The organism is Pseudomonas sp. MF09150 (assembly GCF_059862355.1).
In genome coordinates, this window is record NZ_JCBCUS010000014.1 from 25,594 (window position 1) to 41,465 (window position 15,872).

General features: G+C 54.1%; 16 protein-coding genes and 1 pseudogene. 7 read left to right on the top strand and 10 right to left on the bottom strand.

Going from position 1 to position 15,872, the window contains the following annotated elements:
* Window positions 1-11: 11 nt before the first annotated feature.
* From AC19YX_RS31970 to AC19YX_RS31985, 4 genes are all read left to right on the top strand, one after another.
* The gene (locus tag AC19YX_RS31970; protein ID WP_010562417.1) at window positions 12-1,250 is read left to right on the top strand and encodes a CaiB/BaiF CoA transferase family protein; all 1,239 of its coding nucleotides are present in this window, start codon (window positions 12-14) and stop codon (window positions 1,248-1,250) included.
* A 60-nt stretch (window positions 1,251-1,310) separates the two neighbouring features.
* Window positions 1,311-2,075, top strand: a complete 765-nt coding sequence (locus AC19YX_RS31975; protein ID WP_010562418.1) for an electron transfer flavoprotein subunit beta/FixA family protein — start codon at window positions 1,311-1,313, stop codon at window positions 2,073-2,075.
* 2 nt (window positions 2,076-2,077) lie between these two features.
* A complete protein-coding gene (locus tag AC19YX_RS31980; RefSeq protein WP_010562419.1) occupies window positions 2,078-3,007 on the top strand; it encodes an electron transfer flavoprotein subunit alpha/FixB family protein in 930 nt (309 codons plus the stop codon).
* A gap of 278 nt (window positions 3,008-3,285) precedes the next feature.
* Entirely contained in the window at window positions 3,286-4,554 is a 1,269-nt protein-coding gene (locus tag AC19YX_RS31985; protein ID WP_010562420.1) for an OprD family porin, read from the top strand.
* A gap of 98 nt (window positions 4,555-4,652) precedes the next feature.
* On the opposite strand, the pseudogene AC19YX_RS31990 reads toward AC19YX_RS31985, so the two are convergent.
* From AC19YX_RS31990 to AC19YX_RS32000, 3 genes and pseudogenes are all read right to left on the bottom strand, one after another.
* Window positions 4,653-4,879 (bottom strand): annotated as a pseudogene (locus AC19YX_RS31990) (type II toxin-antitoxin system RelE/ParE family toxin).
* Between the two features lie 576 nt (window positions 4,880-5,455).
* A complete protein-coding gene (locus AC19YX_RS31995) occupies window positions 5,456-6,244 on the bottom strand; it encodes a hypothetical protein (RefSeq protein WP_010562421.1) in 789 nt (262 codons plus the stop codon).
* A gap of 110 nt (window positions 6,245-6,354) precedes the next feature.
* Window positions 6,355-6,708, bottom strand: a complete 354-nt coding sequence (locus AC19YX_RS32000; RefSeq protein WP_010562422.1) for a hypothetical protein — start codon at window positions 6,706-6,708, stop codon at window positions 6,355-6,357.
* Window positions 6,709-6,848: 140 nt separating this feature from the next.
* Between AC19YX_RS32000 and AC19YX_RS32005 the strand changes: the two genes are divergently transcribed.
* Window positions 6,849-7,196 carry a helix-turn-helix domain-containing protein gene (locus AC19YX_RS32005; protein ID WP_010562423.1) on the top strand — a complete coding sequence of 116 codons (348 nt, stop codon included), beginning with the start codon at window positions 6,849-6,851 and terminating at the stop codon, window positions 7,194-7,196.
* A 373-nt stretch (window positions 7,197-7,569) separates the two neighbouring features.
* On the opposite strand, the gene AC19YX_RS32010 is transcribed toward AC19YX_RS32005, so the two are convergent.
* From AC19YX_RS32010 to AC19YX_RS32030, 5 genes are all read right to left on the bottom strand, one after another.
* Entirely contained in the window at window positions 7,570-7,776 is a 207-nt protein-coding gene (locus AC19YX_RS32010; protein WP_010562425.1) for a hypothetical protein, read from the bottom strand.
* Between the two features lie 42 nt (window positions 7,777-7,818).
* Window positions 7,819-8,715, bottom strand: a complete 897-nt coding sequence (locus AC19YX_RS32015; protein ID WP_500607828.1) for a recombination directionality factor — start codon at window positions 8,713-8,715, stop codon at window positions 7,819-7,821.
* An 80-nt stretch (window positions 8,716-8,795) separates the two neighbouring features.
* Complete coding sequence (locus AC19YX_RS32020; RefSeq protein ID WP_010562427.1) at window positions 8,796-9,800, bottom strand: YqaJ viral recombinase family nuclease; 1,005 nt, start codon at window positions 9,798-9,800, stop codon at window positions 8,796-8,798.
* Between the two features lie 73 nt (window positions 9,801-9,873).
* Window positions 9,874-10,842: a DUF932 domain-containing protein gene (locus AC19YX_RS32025; RefSeq protein WP_010562428.1), complete on the bottom strand. Its 969-nt coding sequence runs from the start codon at window positions 10,840-10,842 to the stop codon at window positions 9,874-9,876.
* 92 nt (window positions 10,843-10,934) lie between these two features.
* Window positions 10,935-11,264 carry a hypothetical protein gene (locus tag AC19YX_RS32030; RefSeq protein WP_081480315.1) on the bottom strand — a complete coding sequence of 110 codons (330 nt, stop codon included), beginning with the start codon at window positions 11,262-11,264 and terminating at the stop codon, window positions 10,935-10,937.
* A gap of 476 nt (window positions 11,265-11,740) precedes the next feature.
* Between AC19YX_RS32030 and AC19YX_RS32035 the strand changes: the two genes are divergently transcribed.
* Both AC19YX_RS32035 and AC19YX_RS32040 read left to right on the top strand, forming a co-directional pair.
* On the top strand, window positions 11,741-12,022 hold the full coding sequence (locus AC19YX_RS32035; RefSeq protein WP_081480316.1) for a helix-turn-helix transcriptional regulator: 282 nt from the start codon (window positions 11,741-11,743) through the stop codon (window positions 12,020-12,022).
* Complete coding sequence (locus tag AC19YX_RS32040) at window positions 12,015-13,445, top strand: YfjI family protein (RefSeq protein ID WP_081480317.1); 1,431 nt, start codon at window positions 12,015-12,017, stop codon at window positions 13,443-13,445. The genes AC19YX_RS32035 and AC19YX_RS32040 overlap by 8 nt, the downstream gene beginning before the upstream one ends.
* Window positions 13,446-13,551: 106 nt before the next feature.
* Here the strand turns inward: AC19YX_RS32040 and AC19YX_RS32045 are convergent, their stop codons facing one another.
* Together AC19YX_RS32045 and AC19YX_RS32050 are read right to left on the bottom strand one after the other, a co-directional pair.
* Window positions 13,552-14,292, bottom strand: coding sequence for a hypothetical protein (locus tag AC19YX_RS32045; protein ID WP_130926023.1), 741 nt, complete (start codon window positions 14,290-14,292; stop codon window positions 13,552-13,554).
* A 29-nt stretch (window positions 14,293-14,321) separates the two neighbouring features.
* Window positions 14,322-15,518: a tyrosine-type recombinase/integrase gene (locus AC19YX_RS32050; RefSeq protein ID WP_042946344.1), complete on the bottom strand. Its 1,197-nt coding sequence runs from the start codon at window positions 15,516-15,518 to the stop codon at window positions 14,322-14,324.
* Window positions 15,519-15,872: the final 354 nt, after the last annotated feature.

A 15,872-nucleotide genomic window follows, 5' to 3' on the forward strand; every position in this document is an offset into this window, starting at 1 on the left:
GGTGGTATGAAATGGGTGCTTTGACTGGATACCGCGTGCTCGACTTGAGCCGTGTGCTGGCCGGTCCTTGGTGTGGCCAGACCCTGGCCGACCTGGGAGCCGAAGTCATCAAGGTTGAACGACCGGGTGCGGGTGACGATACCCGTGGTTGGGGGCCGCCATGGATGAAGGGTCAAAACGATGAGACCACACGTGAAGCCTCCTATTACCAATCGACCAACCGTGGCAAGTTATCGGTGGCGCTGAACCTGGCGAGCGCCGAAGGCCAGGAGCTGGTACGCGCGTTGGCCACCGACTGTGATGTGCTGATCGAAAACTACAAGGCGGGGTCTTTAGCGAAATACGGACTGGATTATGCCTCCTTGTCTCAGCTCAATCCGCGGTTGGTGTATTGCTCGGTGACTGGCTTCGGGCAGACCGGGCCGCGAGCTGCAGAGCCGGGTTATGACTTCATCATCCAAGGCATCGGCGGGCTGATGAGCATCACCGGGGAACGTGATGACCTACCCGGTGGAGGGCCGCAGAAAGTTGGCGTGGCGTTCTCCGACCTGATGACAGGGCTCTACTCGACGGTCGCCATTCAGGCTGCATTGCTCAGCCGCGAGAAAAGCGGCGTGGGTCAATACATCGATATGGCGCTGCTCGACGTTCAGGTCGCCACACTGTGCAACCAGAGTCAGAACTACCTGTCTTCCGGTAAAGCCCCAGGCCGCTACGGTAATGCCCACGCCAACATCGTGCCGTATCAGGTATTCCGCGCCAGTGATCAGGATTTCGTTATCGCCTGCGGTAATGACTCCCAGTTCGTTGGACTCTGCGAGGCTATCGGTCTGACGGACCTTCCTTTAGACCCTCGCTTTGCGCGCAATGCGGACAGAGTGACGAATCGGGAGGCAGTCATCGAGATTCTTGCGCAGCATTTTCTCGGCGCCACCGCCGATGAATGGGTGCGACGTATTCACCCGCAGGGCGTGCCGATAGGGGTGATCAACAGCATTGCCCAGGCACTGGATGAGCCGCAGGTGAAAGCGCGCAATATGCTGGTGAACATCCCCCATCCGCTGAAGGCAGATTTCGTGACGGTGGGCAGCCCCATCAAGTTGTCGGGCACGCCGGTGGAGTATCTGCGCCCGGCCCCGATGCTGGGTGAACATACGGATGAAGTTCTCAAGCGTCAGTTGGGCCTGGACGATGAACGCCTGGCCGAGTTGAAGGCACGCGGCGTCATCGAGCAACTTGGCGAACGCTGATATGCATGACCTCGCACGCCACCTGAGCTGTCGGGTCAATTTTCACCATTGGAGCCTGTCATGAAAGTCCTCGTAGCCATCAAACGGGTGGTCGACTACAACGTGAAAGTTCGCGTCAAGGCGGACAATTCCGGCGTCGATCTTGCCAATGTCAAGATGTCGATGAACCCGTTCTGCGAAATCGCAGTGGAAGAAGCCGTACGCTTGAAAGAACTCTCTATAAAAGAAGGGCGCGTTGCGACTGAAATCGTCGTCGTCTCCGTCGGCCCGTCCACCGCTCAAGAGCAGCTGCGCACCGCGCTGGCTCTGGGTGCCGACCGCGCCATCCTCGTCGAATCCGCTGAAGATCTGACTTCCCTGGCCGTGGCCAAACTGTTGAAAGCGGTTGTCGACAAGGAACAGCCTCAGCTGGTGATCCTTGGCAAACAAGCCATCGACGGCGACAACAACCAGACTGGCCAGATGCTCGCTGCATTGAGCGGCTACGGTCAGGGCACCTTCGCGTCCAAAGTCGAAGTGTCCGGCGACACCGTTGCCGTGACTCGCGAAGTCGACGGCGGCGCGCAGACAGTTTCCCTGAAGCTGCCAGCCATCGTCACCACCGACCTGCGTTTGAACGAGCCGCGCTACGCGTCCCTGCCTAACATCATGAAAGCCAAGAAGAAGCCTCTCGAAGTGCTGACTCCGGACGCTTTGGGCGTTTCCACCGCCTCCACCAACAAGACCGTGAAAGTCGAAGCGCCGGCTGCACGCAGCGCGGGTATCAAGGTCAAGTCGGTGGCTGAACTGGTCGAGAAACTGAAAAACGAAGCGAAGGTAATCTAATCATGACTATCTTGGTAATCGCAGAACACGACAACAAGGTAGTGGCCCCGGCCACCCTGAACACCGTGGCTGCCGCTGCGAAAATTGGTGGCGACATCCACGTCCTGGTCACTGGCCAGAACGTTGGCGCCGTGCCTGAAGCCGCCGCGAAAATCGCAGGCGTAGCTAAAGTGCTGGTGGCCGACAACGGCGCCTACGCGCACCAACTGCCGGAAAACGTCGCTCCTCTGGTTGCAGAGTTGGGCGCTGGTTACAGTCACATCCTGGCTGCCGCGACTTCCAACGGCAAAAACATCCTGCCGCGCGTTGCTGCGCTGCTGGACGTCGACCAGATCTCCGAAATCATTTCGGTTGAATCGGCTGACATCTTCAAACGTCCAATCTACGCCGGTAACTCCATCGCCACCGTGCAATCGAACGCTGCCGTCAAAGTAATCACCGTACGTAGCACCGGCTTTGACGCCGTCGCAGCTGAAGGTGGTTCGGCTGCTGTCGAAGCAATTGCAGCTGCTCACAATGCGGGCATTTCTTCCTTTGTTGGCGAACAGCTGGCCGAGTCCGATCGTCCTGAGCTGACCGCGGCCAAGATCGTCGTTTCCGGCGGTCGCGGCATGCAGAACGGCGACAACTTCAAACACTTGTACGCCCTGGCCGACAAGCTGGGCGCGGCTGTTGGCGCTTCCCGCGCTGCGGTCGACGCAGGTTTTGTTCCCAACGACATGCAGGTCGGTCAGACCGGCAAGATCGTTGCTCCACAGCTGTACATCGCGGTCGGTATCTCCGGCGCAATCCAGCACCTGGCCGGCATGAAAGACTCCAAAGTGATCGTTGCGATCAATAAGGACGAAGAAGCGCCGATCTTCCAGGTGGCTGATTACGGCCTGGTGGCGGACTTGTTCGAAACCGTACCAAAACTACATCAATTGATCTGAAACGTCGTGATGACCAGTCCAGGCGCTATGACATCAGCCAGATCCGTGTGCATGAGCGCAGCGTGAGTCCGAGTCGAGCGCCCACGAGGCCGTAGAAGAATACCGTTACGGTATCCAATCCATTGAAGGACCGACGACATACATACATGCCCGCGCGAGCTGGCTTCTTTAGTCGCGGCTATTCGGAAAACTTCGCATCTGTTTCATCAACCGACCCCAGGGCCTCATCGCCCTGTGTGAGATCCACAACTAAAAAAATAAAAACTGAGGGCTCCAACATGGAATGCAACACTCGAATACTCGCCGCCCGACTATTGCTCGCGGGTGGTGTCATCAGCCTCTCGACTCCCGCCGCTGCTGACTTTATCAAGGACAGCAAAGCCAGCCTGGAACTGCGTAACTTTTATTTCAACCGGGATTTTCGCCAGTACAACGCAGCGCAATCCAAACAAGAAGAATGGGCGCAAGGTTTCCTGCTGCGTTATGAGTCGGGCTATACCGAGGGTTTGATCGGTGTCGGTTTCGATGCCATCGGCCTGCTGGGGGTCAAGCTCGACTCCAGTCCTGATCGCGCCGGCTCTGGCCTGCTCAAACGCCACAGCGACACACGCAAAGGAGCCCAGGACGAATATGGTGAAATGGGTTTGACGGCGAAACTGCGCACCTCGAAAAGCACGCTTAAGCTCGGCACGCTGCTGCCCAAACTGCCGACGGTATTGGCCAACGATTCACGGCTGCTGCCACAAACCTTCGAAGGCGTTCAATTGACCTCGCTGGAAATCGATGGCTTGACCGTGGATGCCGGGCGGCTGACGCAGGTTAACCAGCGCGACTCCTCAGACTATGAAGACATGAGCATCACCCGCACCGGCGCCAAGGGCATCATCAGTCGGCGGGTGGACAGCGACAGCTTCGATTTCGCCAGCCTGAACTACAAGTGGACCGGCAACCTCACCACCGGCTACGCTTACGGCCATCTCGACAATTTCTACGACCAGCACATGGTCAACCTAACCTACATATTGCCGGTGACCACCGGCCAGTCATTGAAGTCGGATCTGCGCTTCGCCCGTTCTAAAGACGATGGCGGCAGTAACGTCGATAACAATGCGTTTGGCGCGATGTTCACCTACAGCCTTGGCAGTCACGCTTTCGGCCTTGGTTATCAAGCTATGCGCGGCAACACAGGTTTCGCCTACATCAATGGTACCGACCCGTTCCTGTTGAACTTTGTGCAGATCAGCGACTTCGCCAGCAAGGATGAGCGGTCCTGGCAAGCGCGCTACGACTACAACTTCGCGGCCATTGGCATACCCGGTCTAACCTTCATGACCCGCTACCTCAACGGCTCCAACGTTGACTTGGGCAGCAACCGTCCCGAGGGCAAGGAATGGGAACGCGATACCGACATTGGTTATGTCGTGCAGGGAGGACCGCTGAAGAACGTTGGGGTGAAATGGCGTAATGCGACCGTACGCTCGACCAACTTTGGCAACGATCAAGATGAAAATCGATTGATCATCAGTTATACGTTGCCGATCTGGTGAGTAACGGACGTAGCCGACGGAAAAAACGCTGAAAAGCCCTCCGCGTCCTGGAGGCTAAGCCCGCCAGGTTGACGTGTTCCGCCTGGCCCAGCGCAAACCTATCGATCCTCGCGGGTTTGCCACAGGCGCAGTAGGTAGATAGTGGATTTCACTATCTCGTAACGCATCTCGTCGTGGCCGATCTGTATTCGGCGCACATCCGGGGGCTCAAATTTTTTCAGCTGTTCGCCAATCCGCGGATTTTCAGCAGTGTGGTCGGCGCGGCCGTGAGTGGCTGTACCGTTCGTGCGGCCGCAGGCTGATGGTTATGTCTGGGGCAGCAGATACGACCAGAACCTTGAACGTCATCTTGATCAAACCGAGGTGAACAAACTGTTCCCTGACAAGGCTCTGGCAAGGATAGTCGAACGGCCCGTCGCTGATCGATTCGGCCGACCAGTCGACTTCGACCAGCACTTTCTAGTCAACTTTGAACCACTGATAGCGCGCCGAGGACTGGGAGATTTTTGCTAGTTCTTCACCGAACTGTTGGCGGTGATGCATTTTTGACCGGGCGGCTGATTTTGATTGATCCAACTGCAGCTTCTCCACTCCCAGGACTATCGTTTGCTGGGTATTCGGGCGGGACAATGAGTTCCGGCAGTCCGGATCAACGACGCATCAGCGCCAAAACAGTTTGGCAATACAGAGTCTCAACACACTGGCGGTAATTACGCCAATGGGCGACTGGAGCCTGGCCCCGTTTACCGAAGGGCAACGGCGCAATATTTTGTAGCTGCTAGGCGGACTTGGTCGAGTACCTACCTATTGGAATCGGCTGAGGTCGAAAAAAGATAGAACGAGAATCAATAGGGGGCCTGCGCCCCCTATTACATCGACCGTGCTGCTGTGCTCAGGACTGTTATTGCAACAGGTAGCCCATCGGATGGTCATCATTGTCGAAGCAGAGGATGGTTTCACAGTGGCCGCCTAGCTGGTCGGCATTCGATTCGCTGATGTCCGGCAACCATTTGCCCAGTTCGGCAATAGGGACTTTTTTGCTGTTGATGTAGCAATCGTCATCCATACGTGGGTTGCACCAGGCGGTCTTGACGTCGGGCCATTCGGACTGGGCCGAGCTGGAAGGTGACTGAGCTGCTTCCTGGGCATTTCCCTTTTGAGCTTGCCAGGCGGCATAACCACCCTCATAGCGCTTGTCGAAAGTGGAAGCAAGTTGGTTATCAGGGACGCTAATATCTAGGTAGAACTGGTACAGGATAGAACCGGCTTCGGCATACGACACCTGATGAGAGGTATCGACACGGTAGGCCACCGGCTTGCCGTCGGTGCTGGTGCCGATGCGGTACCAGATTGATAATGTGAACAAAACATCTTGGTTCCATTCACCCACCATCGCATTGCTTATACGGCACTTGCCGCGCAGGCACTGGCCACTTACCTGGTTGACATAGCGCACGTCCTGTTTGCGCTGGGCATCCCAGATGAGCACATCGCGGGTGGTTTCCATCCACGTGCATTTCAGCATGGGTTGACCATTGAAAGCTTTCTTTGCAATACATGGGATCGCTTCGGGGAGGCCATTGGTTGAAGTCTCGTCTGGGAAGGCGATAGCACCCCAGGCGTAATGGTCCACCACGGCGTTGGCGTTGGCGCAAAAGATGAGCAGCAGGATGCTGATTATCCGTTTCATGGGTTCTCTCCAGTTTGTTGCTTCGTGCGAAATTAACGACCGGTGAAGAGGCAAACGAGCCCTGCAAAACAATAGGGTTACGCTGTTGGTAATTGTGGGAATGAGTGAGATTATTTCTTGTAGGTGACCTTGAGCCGCTGATTTACGTAGTCCTTGAGGATTTCGTAATCAGGGTTGTAGGTAACTAGACTGTGCCCCACGCTTGCGACGGCCCCGAGCGTTACCACGGTCAGCGTTGCAGGTATGGATAGGACGCTGAATACAGCACCGAGTGCGCCGCCTTTTACCGCAGCACTTTTTACGTCGCTTCTGACTCGACACTTCAGTCCCTGGCTTTCAATCTTGGTTTCGACAAGTTTGATACTTGCCATGAAATTGCCCCTGAGGCCATTGATCTCGAAAGACGCATTGCTTTTCACGAGGCCTTCAATCTGCGCTTCATTCAGGCCGGTTACGACGATCATGGTTTTTCTGAGCTCCCTGCAAGAGGTTGTCGATTAGAGAAAAAAGTCGCATATCAACCTTTAGGGGTGAGTCTCGGTTTGAGAGGTCCTTCATGTCACTAGGTTGATCGCCAACTATCCAGGTTGAAGTGGAGGGTGGCATGTCAAAAACCGAATCGAAGCAATTGGCGAAGCTGGTGGGCCAAGCAATTGCTCGCCAGCGTGTTCGTTGCAAGCTGAGTCAGGAGCAGGTCGCCGAGAGGCTTGGGATTGGCAGTGAGGCGGTGTCGCGTATCGAGCGCGGGATCGTGATGCCCAACGTCGAGCGATTGGTGGAGTTAGCGGGCATTTTTGGCTGTGAGACAGCCGACTGGCTGACCGAGGGAAGTTCACGTCCGGAAGATCAGGCGTGCCGGCTTTACGATCTGCTGTCGACGCTGGACATGAGCGACCGTACGCTCGTCATGGGCATGGTGGAAGGGCTTGTTAAGCGTCTCGTTCGTAGCTGAGTAGCTGTTTCACGGCGGCGGAGGCACTAGCTCCGCTGCCTCCTTGTCGAAGAGCGCGCCGCAACGCGGGCATAAGCAATCGAACCCCGCGAACTGATACTTTCCGACATCGTCAGCAACTCGCAGCGCTGATGGGTAGGCGGGAACAATAGCGGCCAGCCCATTCAGTAGTGAGTAGTATCCGGGACGATCCTGAAGGCTCTCATGCGTGTTCTGAGCTCCCCGTACTGCTCCATCGGCGAGGCCGATCAGCAAGGCGATGCCCCTTGCGGCCTCCAGGGTGAGGACGGCTTGGCAGTCGCAGATCAAACACTGGCTGATCATCGTTCATTCTCCTAATGGGTGAGTGTGGCTATGCGCTGTTTGGCCACCGTTAGGTGGCAGTGTTTTTGCTGGGATTGCTCTGGATCGATGCGCTCAACACCTTGAGCGGGCGATTCAGAATCCAGCACGCCAACAGCACGGCGACCAGCAGTGGCGGGAAGCGCAACATCAACATAATGCTTACGACCAACGTGCCGGCTGCCGCCAACGCGCCAACGAACGCAAACAGGCAAAGCAGAAATCGTAGTAGGGCCATTTCGGGTCTCCAAAGTCTTCCTGAAGTCAGGCAGGTGTCAGGTCAATGGGTTTGCGTGGCGAGCGCTTCGAGCTTGTCGGCCAGAGCGTTGGAGTTGGTTTGTAGTGCTTTGCATCGTTCCGTGGTGGCAATTGCATCCGGGCTCGAAAAGAACTCTTCAATCACAGCACTGCTGTCTTCCTCGCTGTCCTCAAAAGCGCCGTTGCTAAAGCCTCGTCGAGCCGCCTCATCCAGCGCTACCTGATCAAATCCCGCTGATTGCCGTTGGGTCTCAAGTTCGTTGGCAGACTGCAGCATCTCTGCGATGTTCATGCCGCCGCGCACCGTCAGGTCGACGTAGAAAATCGGTGTGCCATGGCTCTGTCGTGTCGACTTGCCACGCAGACGCAATTCCAGCGGTAGGCAGGCCAACCGGTTACCCGAGATGGCCTGGAAGTAATGCAGCCGAGCGGCCAGGGTGCGGATGCTGTTGAAACCAGTAGTGCGGAACACGAAACTGCCTAGCGGATCGTCATCACCGATCAGCACATTCAACCTGCCATAGGGCTTGCAAGCTCCGCCTTTGGCTAATGAACAAGCATCCGGCGAGGGGCAGGGGAGTGATTGCATACCGTCCTGCGTGACACGTTTACAGGCCTCGCCATTGCCGACACACAGCGGTCGTCCAGACTGGCGATCGAACAGGGTGTAGTCGGCACGGAAGTTCAGATCTGGTTCGTTGAACAGCAGGCGCACCGGGATGCTGCGCAGCTTGTCTTCCTTGCTCTGGCGTAGTTCGTCATTGAGTGGGTGTAGTAGCCAGCCGTCCCGGCCTTGCACCTGGGACGTGATGGTGAATTGATCATCTTTCTCCGGCAGGCGTTTACCGTTTTTCTCGATGACTTTGCCGATGGAGATGCGTCCGAGCGCAGGGGGTGTCAGGGCTAAGCCTTTCAACATGATGGTTCTCCTGGAAATGAAAAAAGGCCGGCCACGCAGCGCGAACTGCATGGACTGGCCAAGGGGAGGTAATAGCGGAGTCAGTTGATCAGGAAGCGGCGACTGCCTTCCTTGGTTTTGGTGTAGCGAACTTGTAGGTACGGTTTCTCTTGCAATAGGCGTTGGACATCGAGTACGGCACTGTCCTTGGATTTTTTCCAGCTGATGTAACCGCTGGAAAACTCCGCTCGGGTGGCCTCGCCCATGGCCTGCAGTAGTATCTGCTTGAGCTGGGCCTCGCGCGTTTCCTTCTCGCCAATGGACTGGCGAACGGCCTTAAGTTCCAGGTAGGCCTCTGCTAAACCGGCGCGACTGCTGAAGTCGACGGTCTGGCCGTTGTCTTCTGGGTACAAGCAGCGCAAAGCTGCTTCAGCCGATGCGCTACCGTCGGCCGGTGGCGGGGTATCGGTTTCCACGTAGGTCCAGAACTTGCGCTCCAGTTCGATCAGGCGAGCGATCATTTGCTCGTCACGCTCGATGCGATGAATCTCCAGGTGCTGACCGCCCAGCAGTACCGCCACATCCGCGGCTTGCTTGCCAGTGACGGCGAGCTGGTGCATCACTTGAAGTTGGACATACTCGGGCACGCCTTCCTTCCAGAGACGTGCCCCGTTTATGCCGGCGGTCTTGCATTCGAGGATCTGCACGTCGTCTCCGCCAATTACCTCGCGGTCGATGTTGGCCAGCATCCAGGGCAGTTCGGGGTTCGGATGCTGCAGCACGGCGTTAATCCGCCGCACTTTTTTACCGGTGCGCTTGCTGTAGTGCCAAGCGACGATGGGTTCCAGCACATTGCCCCAATAGGCTGGACTCTCTTCATCATGAGGATCTATTTTCGGTAGCGTGGCATCGCGACCAGTCTTTTCAAGCCACAGCTCCAACTGCGACTTGTACGGGTTGAGCCCAACCGCAGCGCCTGCGTCGGAACTACCGATGCCTTGTTTACGCACTTCAAGCCAGTCCTCGCGCGGCAGTTCCTTGGTGCTGACCAGGCGAAGGGCAGGGCGGAGCTTCGGGGTACTACTATTCAATGAGGTTGCTTTCATCGTGTTCACCTTGCAGGCATAAATACGCCCGACCAGCACAAGGCTGACCGGGCGTGGCGATTGACGAGAAGGGTTAAGCTGCGAGACGCAGCGCTGCATCCAGGGCGCGTTGCTTGATTTGCGAACCCTGACCAAACCACGCTGAGTCCATGCGGTACTCATTGCTACGTGCGCGGCGCTCGTGATCGACGTACTCGGTCACCGCATTGAGCAAGCCCCAGGCGGTTCCGCGTGCCGATTCGAGCTGGCTGCCCCGACCACGGCCTTCATACAGCTCTTGCACCTTTCGTAGGGCGCGTTCGTTGGGTAGTTGCTCTGGTAGTTGATTGCTCGGATTTACCTCACACAACACCGACATGAAATATCCAAGAGCCTCATGCCACTGGACCTTGCGTTCAGCGAGATGGCGCATGCGATACATGAACTCGTCCCAGCCGGAGACGGCTATGCCGAGTTGCTTCTTCACTGCCTTCGGATCGAAGCGGGTACTGTGCGGCACCTTGATTGCACGAGATGAGCCGTCCAGGGCTATCGTCAGGGTGTTGTTGCAGACCACGCGCACGGTGGTGGGTGTTGCCGTGGTGGCCAGGGTGCCGTCGCAGGACGTGGCCAGCAGCAGGTAGCCGTTGACCTGATCGTTTCCTTTCAGGGCAGCGCCTTGTCCGGTGCGCGCAAGTGCCCAGAACTTGCGCCCGCCTTTGAGTACCCCCGCAGTCTCCAGCTCGTAGCCGGAGACCTCGGTGAGGTCACGATAAAACTCCAGCACCTCACGCGGCTGCACGGTGTGGTAACGCTGGGAGACCACCGACAGCGGTGCTTTAGTATCGGAGCGGTAGAGCACCTTCTGCTCCGGAAAAGAATGTATAGCGCCGATGTGGCCGACGGCACCCGATTTGAAGTGTACGGGGCTTTCTTGGATCGCCCAGTCCATCCCAGCTTCGCGTTGCCAAACTTCGATGGGTTGCTTCTGAGTGAGCTGATTGCCCAGGCCATGCCAGGGAGTTTCGCCAGCGTAGGCCATAGTTTCGACGAGATGAGCCATTGTTTTAATTCCTTTAGGTGCAAGCCGGCATAAAGCGCCACGCAGAGCGCAGCACCGTCCGGACGAAATAAATAGAGGGGAGGTTGACTTGGTTAGGTCGGGAGGTTGAAGTGGTGGCCACATAGCAAGCAGAGGTTGTGGGCCAGGACGTGGCGATCGAGCGACTCACCCAGTTGGGCGCCGAGAGCACAGCCGGCGACACCACCGGCCAACCCGCCGAGGATGGCACCCGATACCGAACCGAGGGTGATACCTACAGGGCCGGCGATGGCGCCAATAAGCGCGCCTGCTTGGCCTCCAGCAAGCGCAGCACTAACGCCGCGCACAGCACCACCCACGGTGCCGATGGCCGCGCCGACTTTCATGGCGTGATGAAAAGAAGCGACTTTGGGGGAATGACAGCGAGGGCACTGCAATGACATGGGGCGAACCTCCTTGGGGGTGATGTCACTGCGATTATGTGTGGCTGAATTCTTTTCGAATTGAAGTGCTCAGGTTAGACCAAGCATCGGCATACGAATTGAAGCCTTAGAGCGCGCGACGCCCCATCTCTCCAAGCTATCTACTCTAAATAGCGGCTATTTTGGCTATCCGTAGCCAAAATAGCCGCTATTTTACCAATGTATGCGCCAAACTCACGATTTCTAAAAATCGTTATTACGATAAGTCAAGATGTGTGCTTGGAAATTTCTCGCTGACTTCCGGTCACTGCATCCTCGCCCAGGATTCATCCACGTGGAGCCTTTTGCGGTAGGTTGTGGGTCTATTTAAGTTGTTTTCGTAAAAGTCAATATTGGCGCTAACAATTTTATTAAATTTTATAAGCGCGGGCGGTTCGGTTGTGAGCGCGGCCTAATAACATTTCCCCTGTGTATTCAGAGCGTAACGAGAGGGTGAAATGGAAAGGGAAGATGAAAGAACAGCGATTGCTACGTCTGATGCGAGGGAGGCGGTACTGCGAATTAAGCAGGTAATTGGTCGTTTGGGAGTGGCGCGCTCTACGATATATGATTGGATGAATCCCAGGTCTCCAAGGCATGATCAGGAATTTCCTTTGCCAATAAGACTTTCGAGTGTAACTGGCAGGGGGGCAATTGGTTGGTTGGAGTCTGATATATGCCGATGGATTGAATCGAGGCTTTCAGTTGTCCCAGGGGGCGGAGGGGGGCGAAATGTTTGAGTCAAAGGGTAAAGGCCTTCCCCCAATTAATAGCAAGTTTCCAGCAAGTTTGCAGTTTCCCCTCCTTAATTCAGCAATTGACGAGGTTGAAAGAAATATACAGTCTCCAAGGCCGTTAATATTTTTTGGGGCTTTGACTGCTATCTCAGTAGCGGCTCAGGGGAGGTTTGATGTGCGCAAGCCTATTGGGCAGTGTGTACCGCTGTCATTATTGATGCTGGCGATAGCTAGTTCAGGTGAGCGTAAGTCGTCTTCAGAAAACGTTTTCTTAGAGCCTGTTCGTGAGTTTCAAAAAACACAAGATGTTGTGTGGAGGGCGCAGCTAGGAGAGTGGGAAGTGAGGGATAAGATTTGGCTCGCTAAAAACAAAGAGCTGTTAAAACGAGTTGAAAAGGCATCAAGTAGAGGTGAGTGTACTGAGCTAGTTGAGCAAGAGTTAATAGCGAATGCTTTGGTTCGTCCGGTTAGACCAAGGCAGTGCAAAATGATTTATGAGGACTCAACTTCGGAGGCGCTGTTTTGCGGGCTTTATCAAAACATTCCAACGGCAGGTATTATTTCAAGTGAAGGTGGTTTGAAGGGGCGGGCGTTTAACGATTTATCTAAGCAGAACGCAATGTGGAGCGGTGATCCAGTGGTGGTGGATCGTAAAACGGCGGAAAGCTATGAGCTTCATGGGGCTAGATTGACTGTTTCATTTATGACGCAGCCTAGCGCTTTTAAGTCGTATATTGATTCCCATGGTGAGAAGTCTCGTGGGTCTGGGCTGTGGGCGCGCTTTTTGGTGTGTTTTCCTGAGTCAACTCAGGGGACAAGGGTTTTGAGCGGTGCAACAATTTCATGGGATCATATTAACAATTATGCAGGTCGATTAAAGGAATTACTTTCTTATAATTTAGGGCTTTTGCATTCCCCTAATCAAAAACGTAAGATAATTTCATTTGCTCCTGCGGCTTGCGAGAGATGGCTTCAGGTGTTTAATGATATCGAGTCAGAGATCAGGGAAGGTGGCAGATTTTATGCCGCGGGGGATCATGCCTCAAAATTGGCGGATAATATTGCACGGGTAGCGGCGTTGTTACATGTCTTTGAGGGGTTTGATAGTGATATATCGATTGAGACGTTGAATTTCGCAATCGACTTTTGTCTTTGGTGTTCCGATGAGTTTTATCGGTTATTTGTCCCTCCGAGGGAAATAGATTTAGATGTTTATGAATTGCGCGCGTGGTTTGACAAATATCGTGAGGATGGCTTTGAAAATGTGAGGAAGAATAGTATTCTTCAGTATGGGCCGCGAAGATTGAGAAGTAAGATACGTCTTGATGCAGCGCTGGACGAGCTTATTTCTCTAGGCGAAATTTCTTATTCTGAACAAGGAAGTACGTTGGTGGTGGATTTTTCAAGGAGGGGGTACTTATTTTAGCTAGTGGTCTTTTCTCTTCTGCCGAGAAAGCTTTGAGACTGTATTTTTCAAATAAAATTTATAAGGCCAGGGTCGTAGTACTCTGGCTTTTTTATATGCCCCTAATTTAGCGTCGCTTTTTACGTAGTGCCTTGTATGTTTCCTGATTGCAGGTGTTGTGAATGAGCTCTTCGGTTATGAAGTTCTTTAGGTCTTTAATCGTTTCTTGTGCTTGGATTTCTGAGAGGTAACTTTGAAATTTCATGCTGGTATAAATTGCTTCAATGGTTTCAGATTCGGTGCCCCATCCATTTTTCGGTGGGTTTTTCAGCAGTAGAGAGAAGTGATCTCTTATTTTTGATATTTTTGATTCCTTCCGGTTTCCGCCTTCAGTTGCGCGTTCGCGCCTAAACTTTTCTTCGTCAATATGATTCTTGTAACCATCAAGGAATCCTAGTAAGTAGGATGCATGCGATATATAGATAAATGCTTTCTCTGTATTATTTTGTTCTACTTGTAGTTTTGCGCTTAGATAATAAACTTTTGCGTAGAAAAAATACAATTTAATTTTGCTTCTTTTTTCTTCGTCGTATGTGTTTGTCCAGCAGCTTAGAATGTCCTTCCATGTGATTTTTGGGGTTTCTAAAAACCTTGATATGCTCTGGTCTATGTGGCTGTTTAATTCCTTTGGCCAGTTTTTTTTCAGGGTCGCTCTGAGTATTAGGTGTGTGTGATTTAGTAAGTTGTTTAGTTTTTCTTCTTTTGCCTCTATTGGGTGAGGGAGAAGATTTTTACTTTTTTTCTTTAAAGGTTTATTTTTCGAATATAGAGAATTTAGAAGTTCGGTGAGAGTTTTATTGTCTTTCATTGTGTGGAGGCTCATTTATGAATTGTAGGCTATGGTAAGGATAAAAAAACAGCCCAGTCCGCCATTAGAGCACGGCGTTTTTCTAGAAAGTCTGAACGCGAGTAAGCCCCTTCTGTTTGATCCCTCTCATCGTGAGCCAGCGCCATTTCACAGACTTCACGTGGGTAGTGTGTGCATTCGCCAGCCCAATCACGAAATGAAGATCGAAAGCCATGGCGAGTGATGTGCTCGTACCCCATGTCGTGCAGGAGGGTTCTGATAGCATTTGCATGCATCACCCCTGTCTTGCCTTGGCCTGGGAACAGAAAGGGACTTCCTTCGTCTCGCAGAATACTCTTCACAAGCTTTACCACTTCTTCGGCAAGCGGGATTACGAAAGCTACTCGCATCTTCATTCGCTCATCTGGCAGTGACCAAGTGCATGCTTCCAAATCAAACTCATCCCAACGAGCGAACCTAATCATGTGGGCGCGTGCGCTGGTCATGATCAGCAGTTGAGCGGCCCAAGACGGAGGTGTGGCGTTTACCCTAAGCTTTACCATCAGTTCCGGCACTTCCTGCCAGCGCATTGCTTCGAAGTGCTCACGCTTCCGAGCCTTCCTCTTTTCAGAGCGGCTCAACAGATTGTCTAAGTGCCCGCGCCAGCGAGCAGGGTTCTCACCTTGTCGCAGGTTACGTGCCTTGGCTGCGTCCAGGACTTGTTCTATTTGTCCACGTACCTCGTCAGCCGTTCTGGTCTTGGTGGCCCAGATGGGTTGCAATATCTTAAGTACTTCGGGAGTACCTATGTCTTCGGCTGAAAGCTTGCCTATGTGATCAAACGCATACAGCTCCAGCTTCCGCAGCCACCCTTTACGCCACTTTTCCGACCACGCCGCGCCGTGAGCATCACGGTATTGCTTTGCGAGCGTCTCGAATTTTAGTTGCTTGGCTTCACTTGCACGCTGGGCTTCCCGTTGAGCGGCGCGCTCTATATCTCTGGCTATCAGGGGATCAATGCCATCACTTAGTTGGCTGCGTTTAGCGCTGGCGTCTTGTCTGGCTTTCTTGAGACTCACCTCAGGGAATGAGCCTAGGCCCATCTCTCTGCGACGGCCCGCCAGCTGGAAGCGAAGCAGCCAGGATTTACGCCCGGTAGATTTGACGACCAAGCGAAGCCCATCACCATCTTCATAGGTGCCGGGTTCGGTCAGATTTTCGACTTGTTTCGGATTCAGTTTACCCATTGGATTTCCCCTGTCGCCCGTTTTGTCCCCCCACCTGTCCCCCCACTTCATCGTCGGATGAGGTCGAATGGCTTTGAACGCCATCGGACAGGGGAATGCTTGAAACTCCCGGAATAGCTACGCTATCAGTAAGATTCTTGGATGGGGTAGGATTATTTCGGACAATTAAAAAGCCGGCTTGTGGCCGGCTTCTCGGGGACTGGCTTGGTTCATTTTTGGTAAACCGCACCAGCCTTCAAAACGTACACCCAGCTCTTGCGGCTGGCTGTGGGACTTGGCGAGAAAATCATCCGCTTCGTCGTGCGATCTGACCGCGGAAGGGCCGATGCGCAAATGTGGGGCGCAGCATACGCA

Excerpts from the sequence above, each read along its gene's own strand:
- AC19YX_RS32030 (WP_081480315.1), bottom strand. The coding sequence starts at position 11,264 with ATGTCATTGCAGTGCCCTCGCTGTCATTCCCCCAAAGTCGCTTCTTTT.
- AC19YX_RS32015 (WP_500607828.1), bottom strand. The coding sequence starts at position 8,715 with ATGTTGAAAGGCTTAGCCCTGACACCCCCTGCGCTCGGACGCATCTCC.
- AC19YX_RS32005 (WP_010562423.1), top strand. The coding sequence starts at position 6,849 with ATGTCAAAAACCGAATCGAAGCAATTGGCGAAGCTGGTGGGCCAAGCA.
- AC19YX_RS32020 (WP_010562427.1), bottom strand. The coding sequence starts at position 9,800 with ATGAAAGCAACCTCATTGAATAGTAGTACCCCGAAGCTCCGCCCTGCC.
- AC19YX_RS32025 (WP_010562428.1), bottom strand. The coding sequence starts at position 10,842 with ATGGCTCATCTCGTCGAAACTATGGCCTACGCTGGCGAAACTCCCTGG.
- AC19YX_RS31975 (WP_010562418.1), top strand. The coding sequence starts at position 1,311 with ATGAAAGTCCTCGTAGCCATCAAACGGGTGGTCGACTACAACGTGAAA.
- AC19YX_RS32050 (WP_042946344.1), bottom strand. The coding sequence starts at position 15,518 with ATGGGTAAACTGAATCCGAAACAAGTCGAAAATCTGACCGAACCCGGC.
- AC19YX_RS31970 (WP_010562417.1), top strand. The coding sequence starts at position 12 with ATGGGTGCTTTGACTGGATACCGCGTGCTCGACTTGAGCCGTGTGCTG.
- AC19YX_RS31980 (WP_010562419.1), top strand. The coding sequence starts at position 2,078 with ATGACTATCTTGGTAATCGCAGAACACGACAACAAGGTAGTGGCCCCG.
- AC19YX_RS32010 (WP_010562425.1), bottom strand. The coding sequence starts at position 7,776 with ATGGCCCTACTACGATTTCTGCTTTGCCTGTTTGCGTTCGTTGGCGCG.
- AC19YX_RS32035 (WP_081480316.1), top strand. The coding sequence starts at position 11,741 with ATGGAAAGGGAAGATGAAAGAACAGCGATTGCTACGTCTGATGCGAGG.
- AC19YX_RS32045 (WP_130926023.1), bottom strand. The coding sequence starts at position 14,292 with ATGAAAGACAATAAAACTCTCACCGAACTTCTAAATTCTCTATATTCG.
- AC19YX_RS31995 (WP_010562421.1), bottom strand. The coding sequence starts at position 6,244 with ATGAAACGGATAATCAGCATCCTGCTGCTCATCTTTTGCGCCAACGCC.
- AC19YX_RS31985 (WP_010562420.1), top strand. The coding sequence starts at position 3,286 with ATGGAATGCAACACTCGAATACTCGCCGCCCGACTATTGCTCGCGGGT.
- AC19YX_RS32000 (WP_010562422.1), bottom strand. The coding sequence starts at position 6,708 with ATGATCGTCGTAACCGGCCTGAATGAAGCGCAGATTGAAGGCCTCGTG.
- AC19YX_RS32040 (WP_081480317.1), top strand. The coding sequence starts at position 12,015 with ATGTTTGAGTCAAAGGGTAAAGGCCTTCCCCCAATTAATAGCAAGTTT.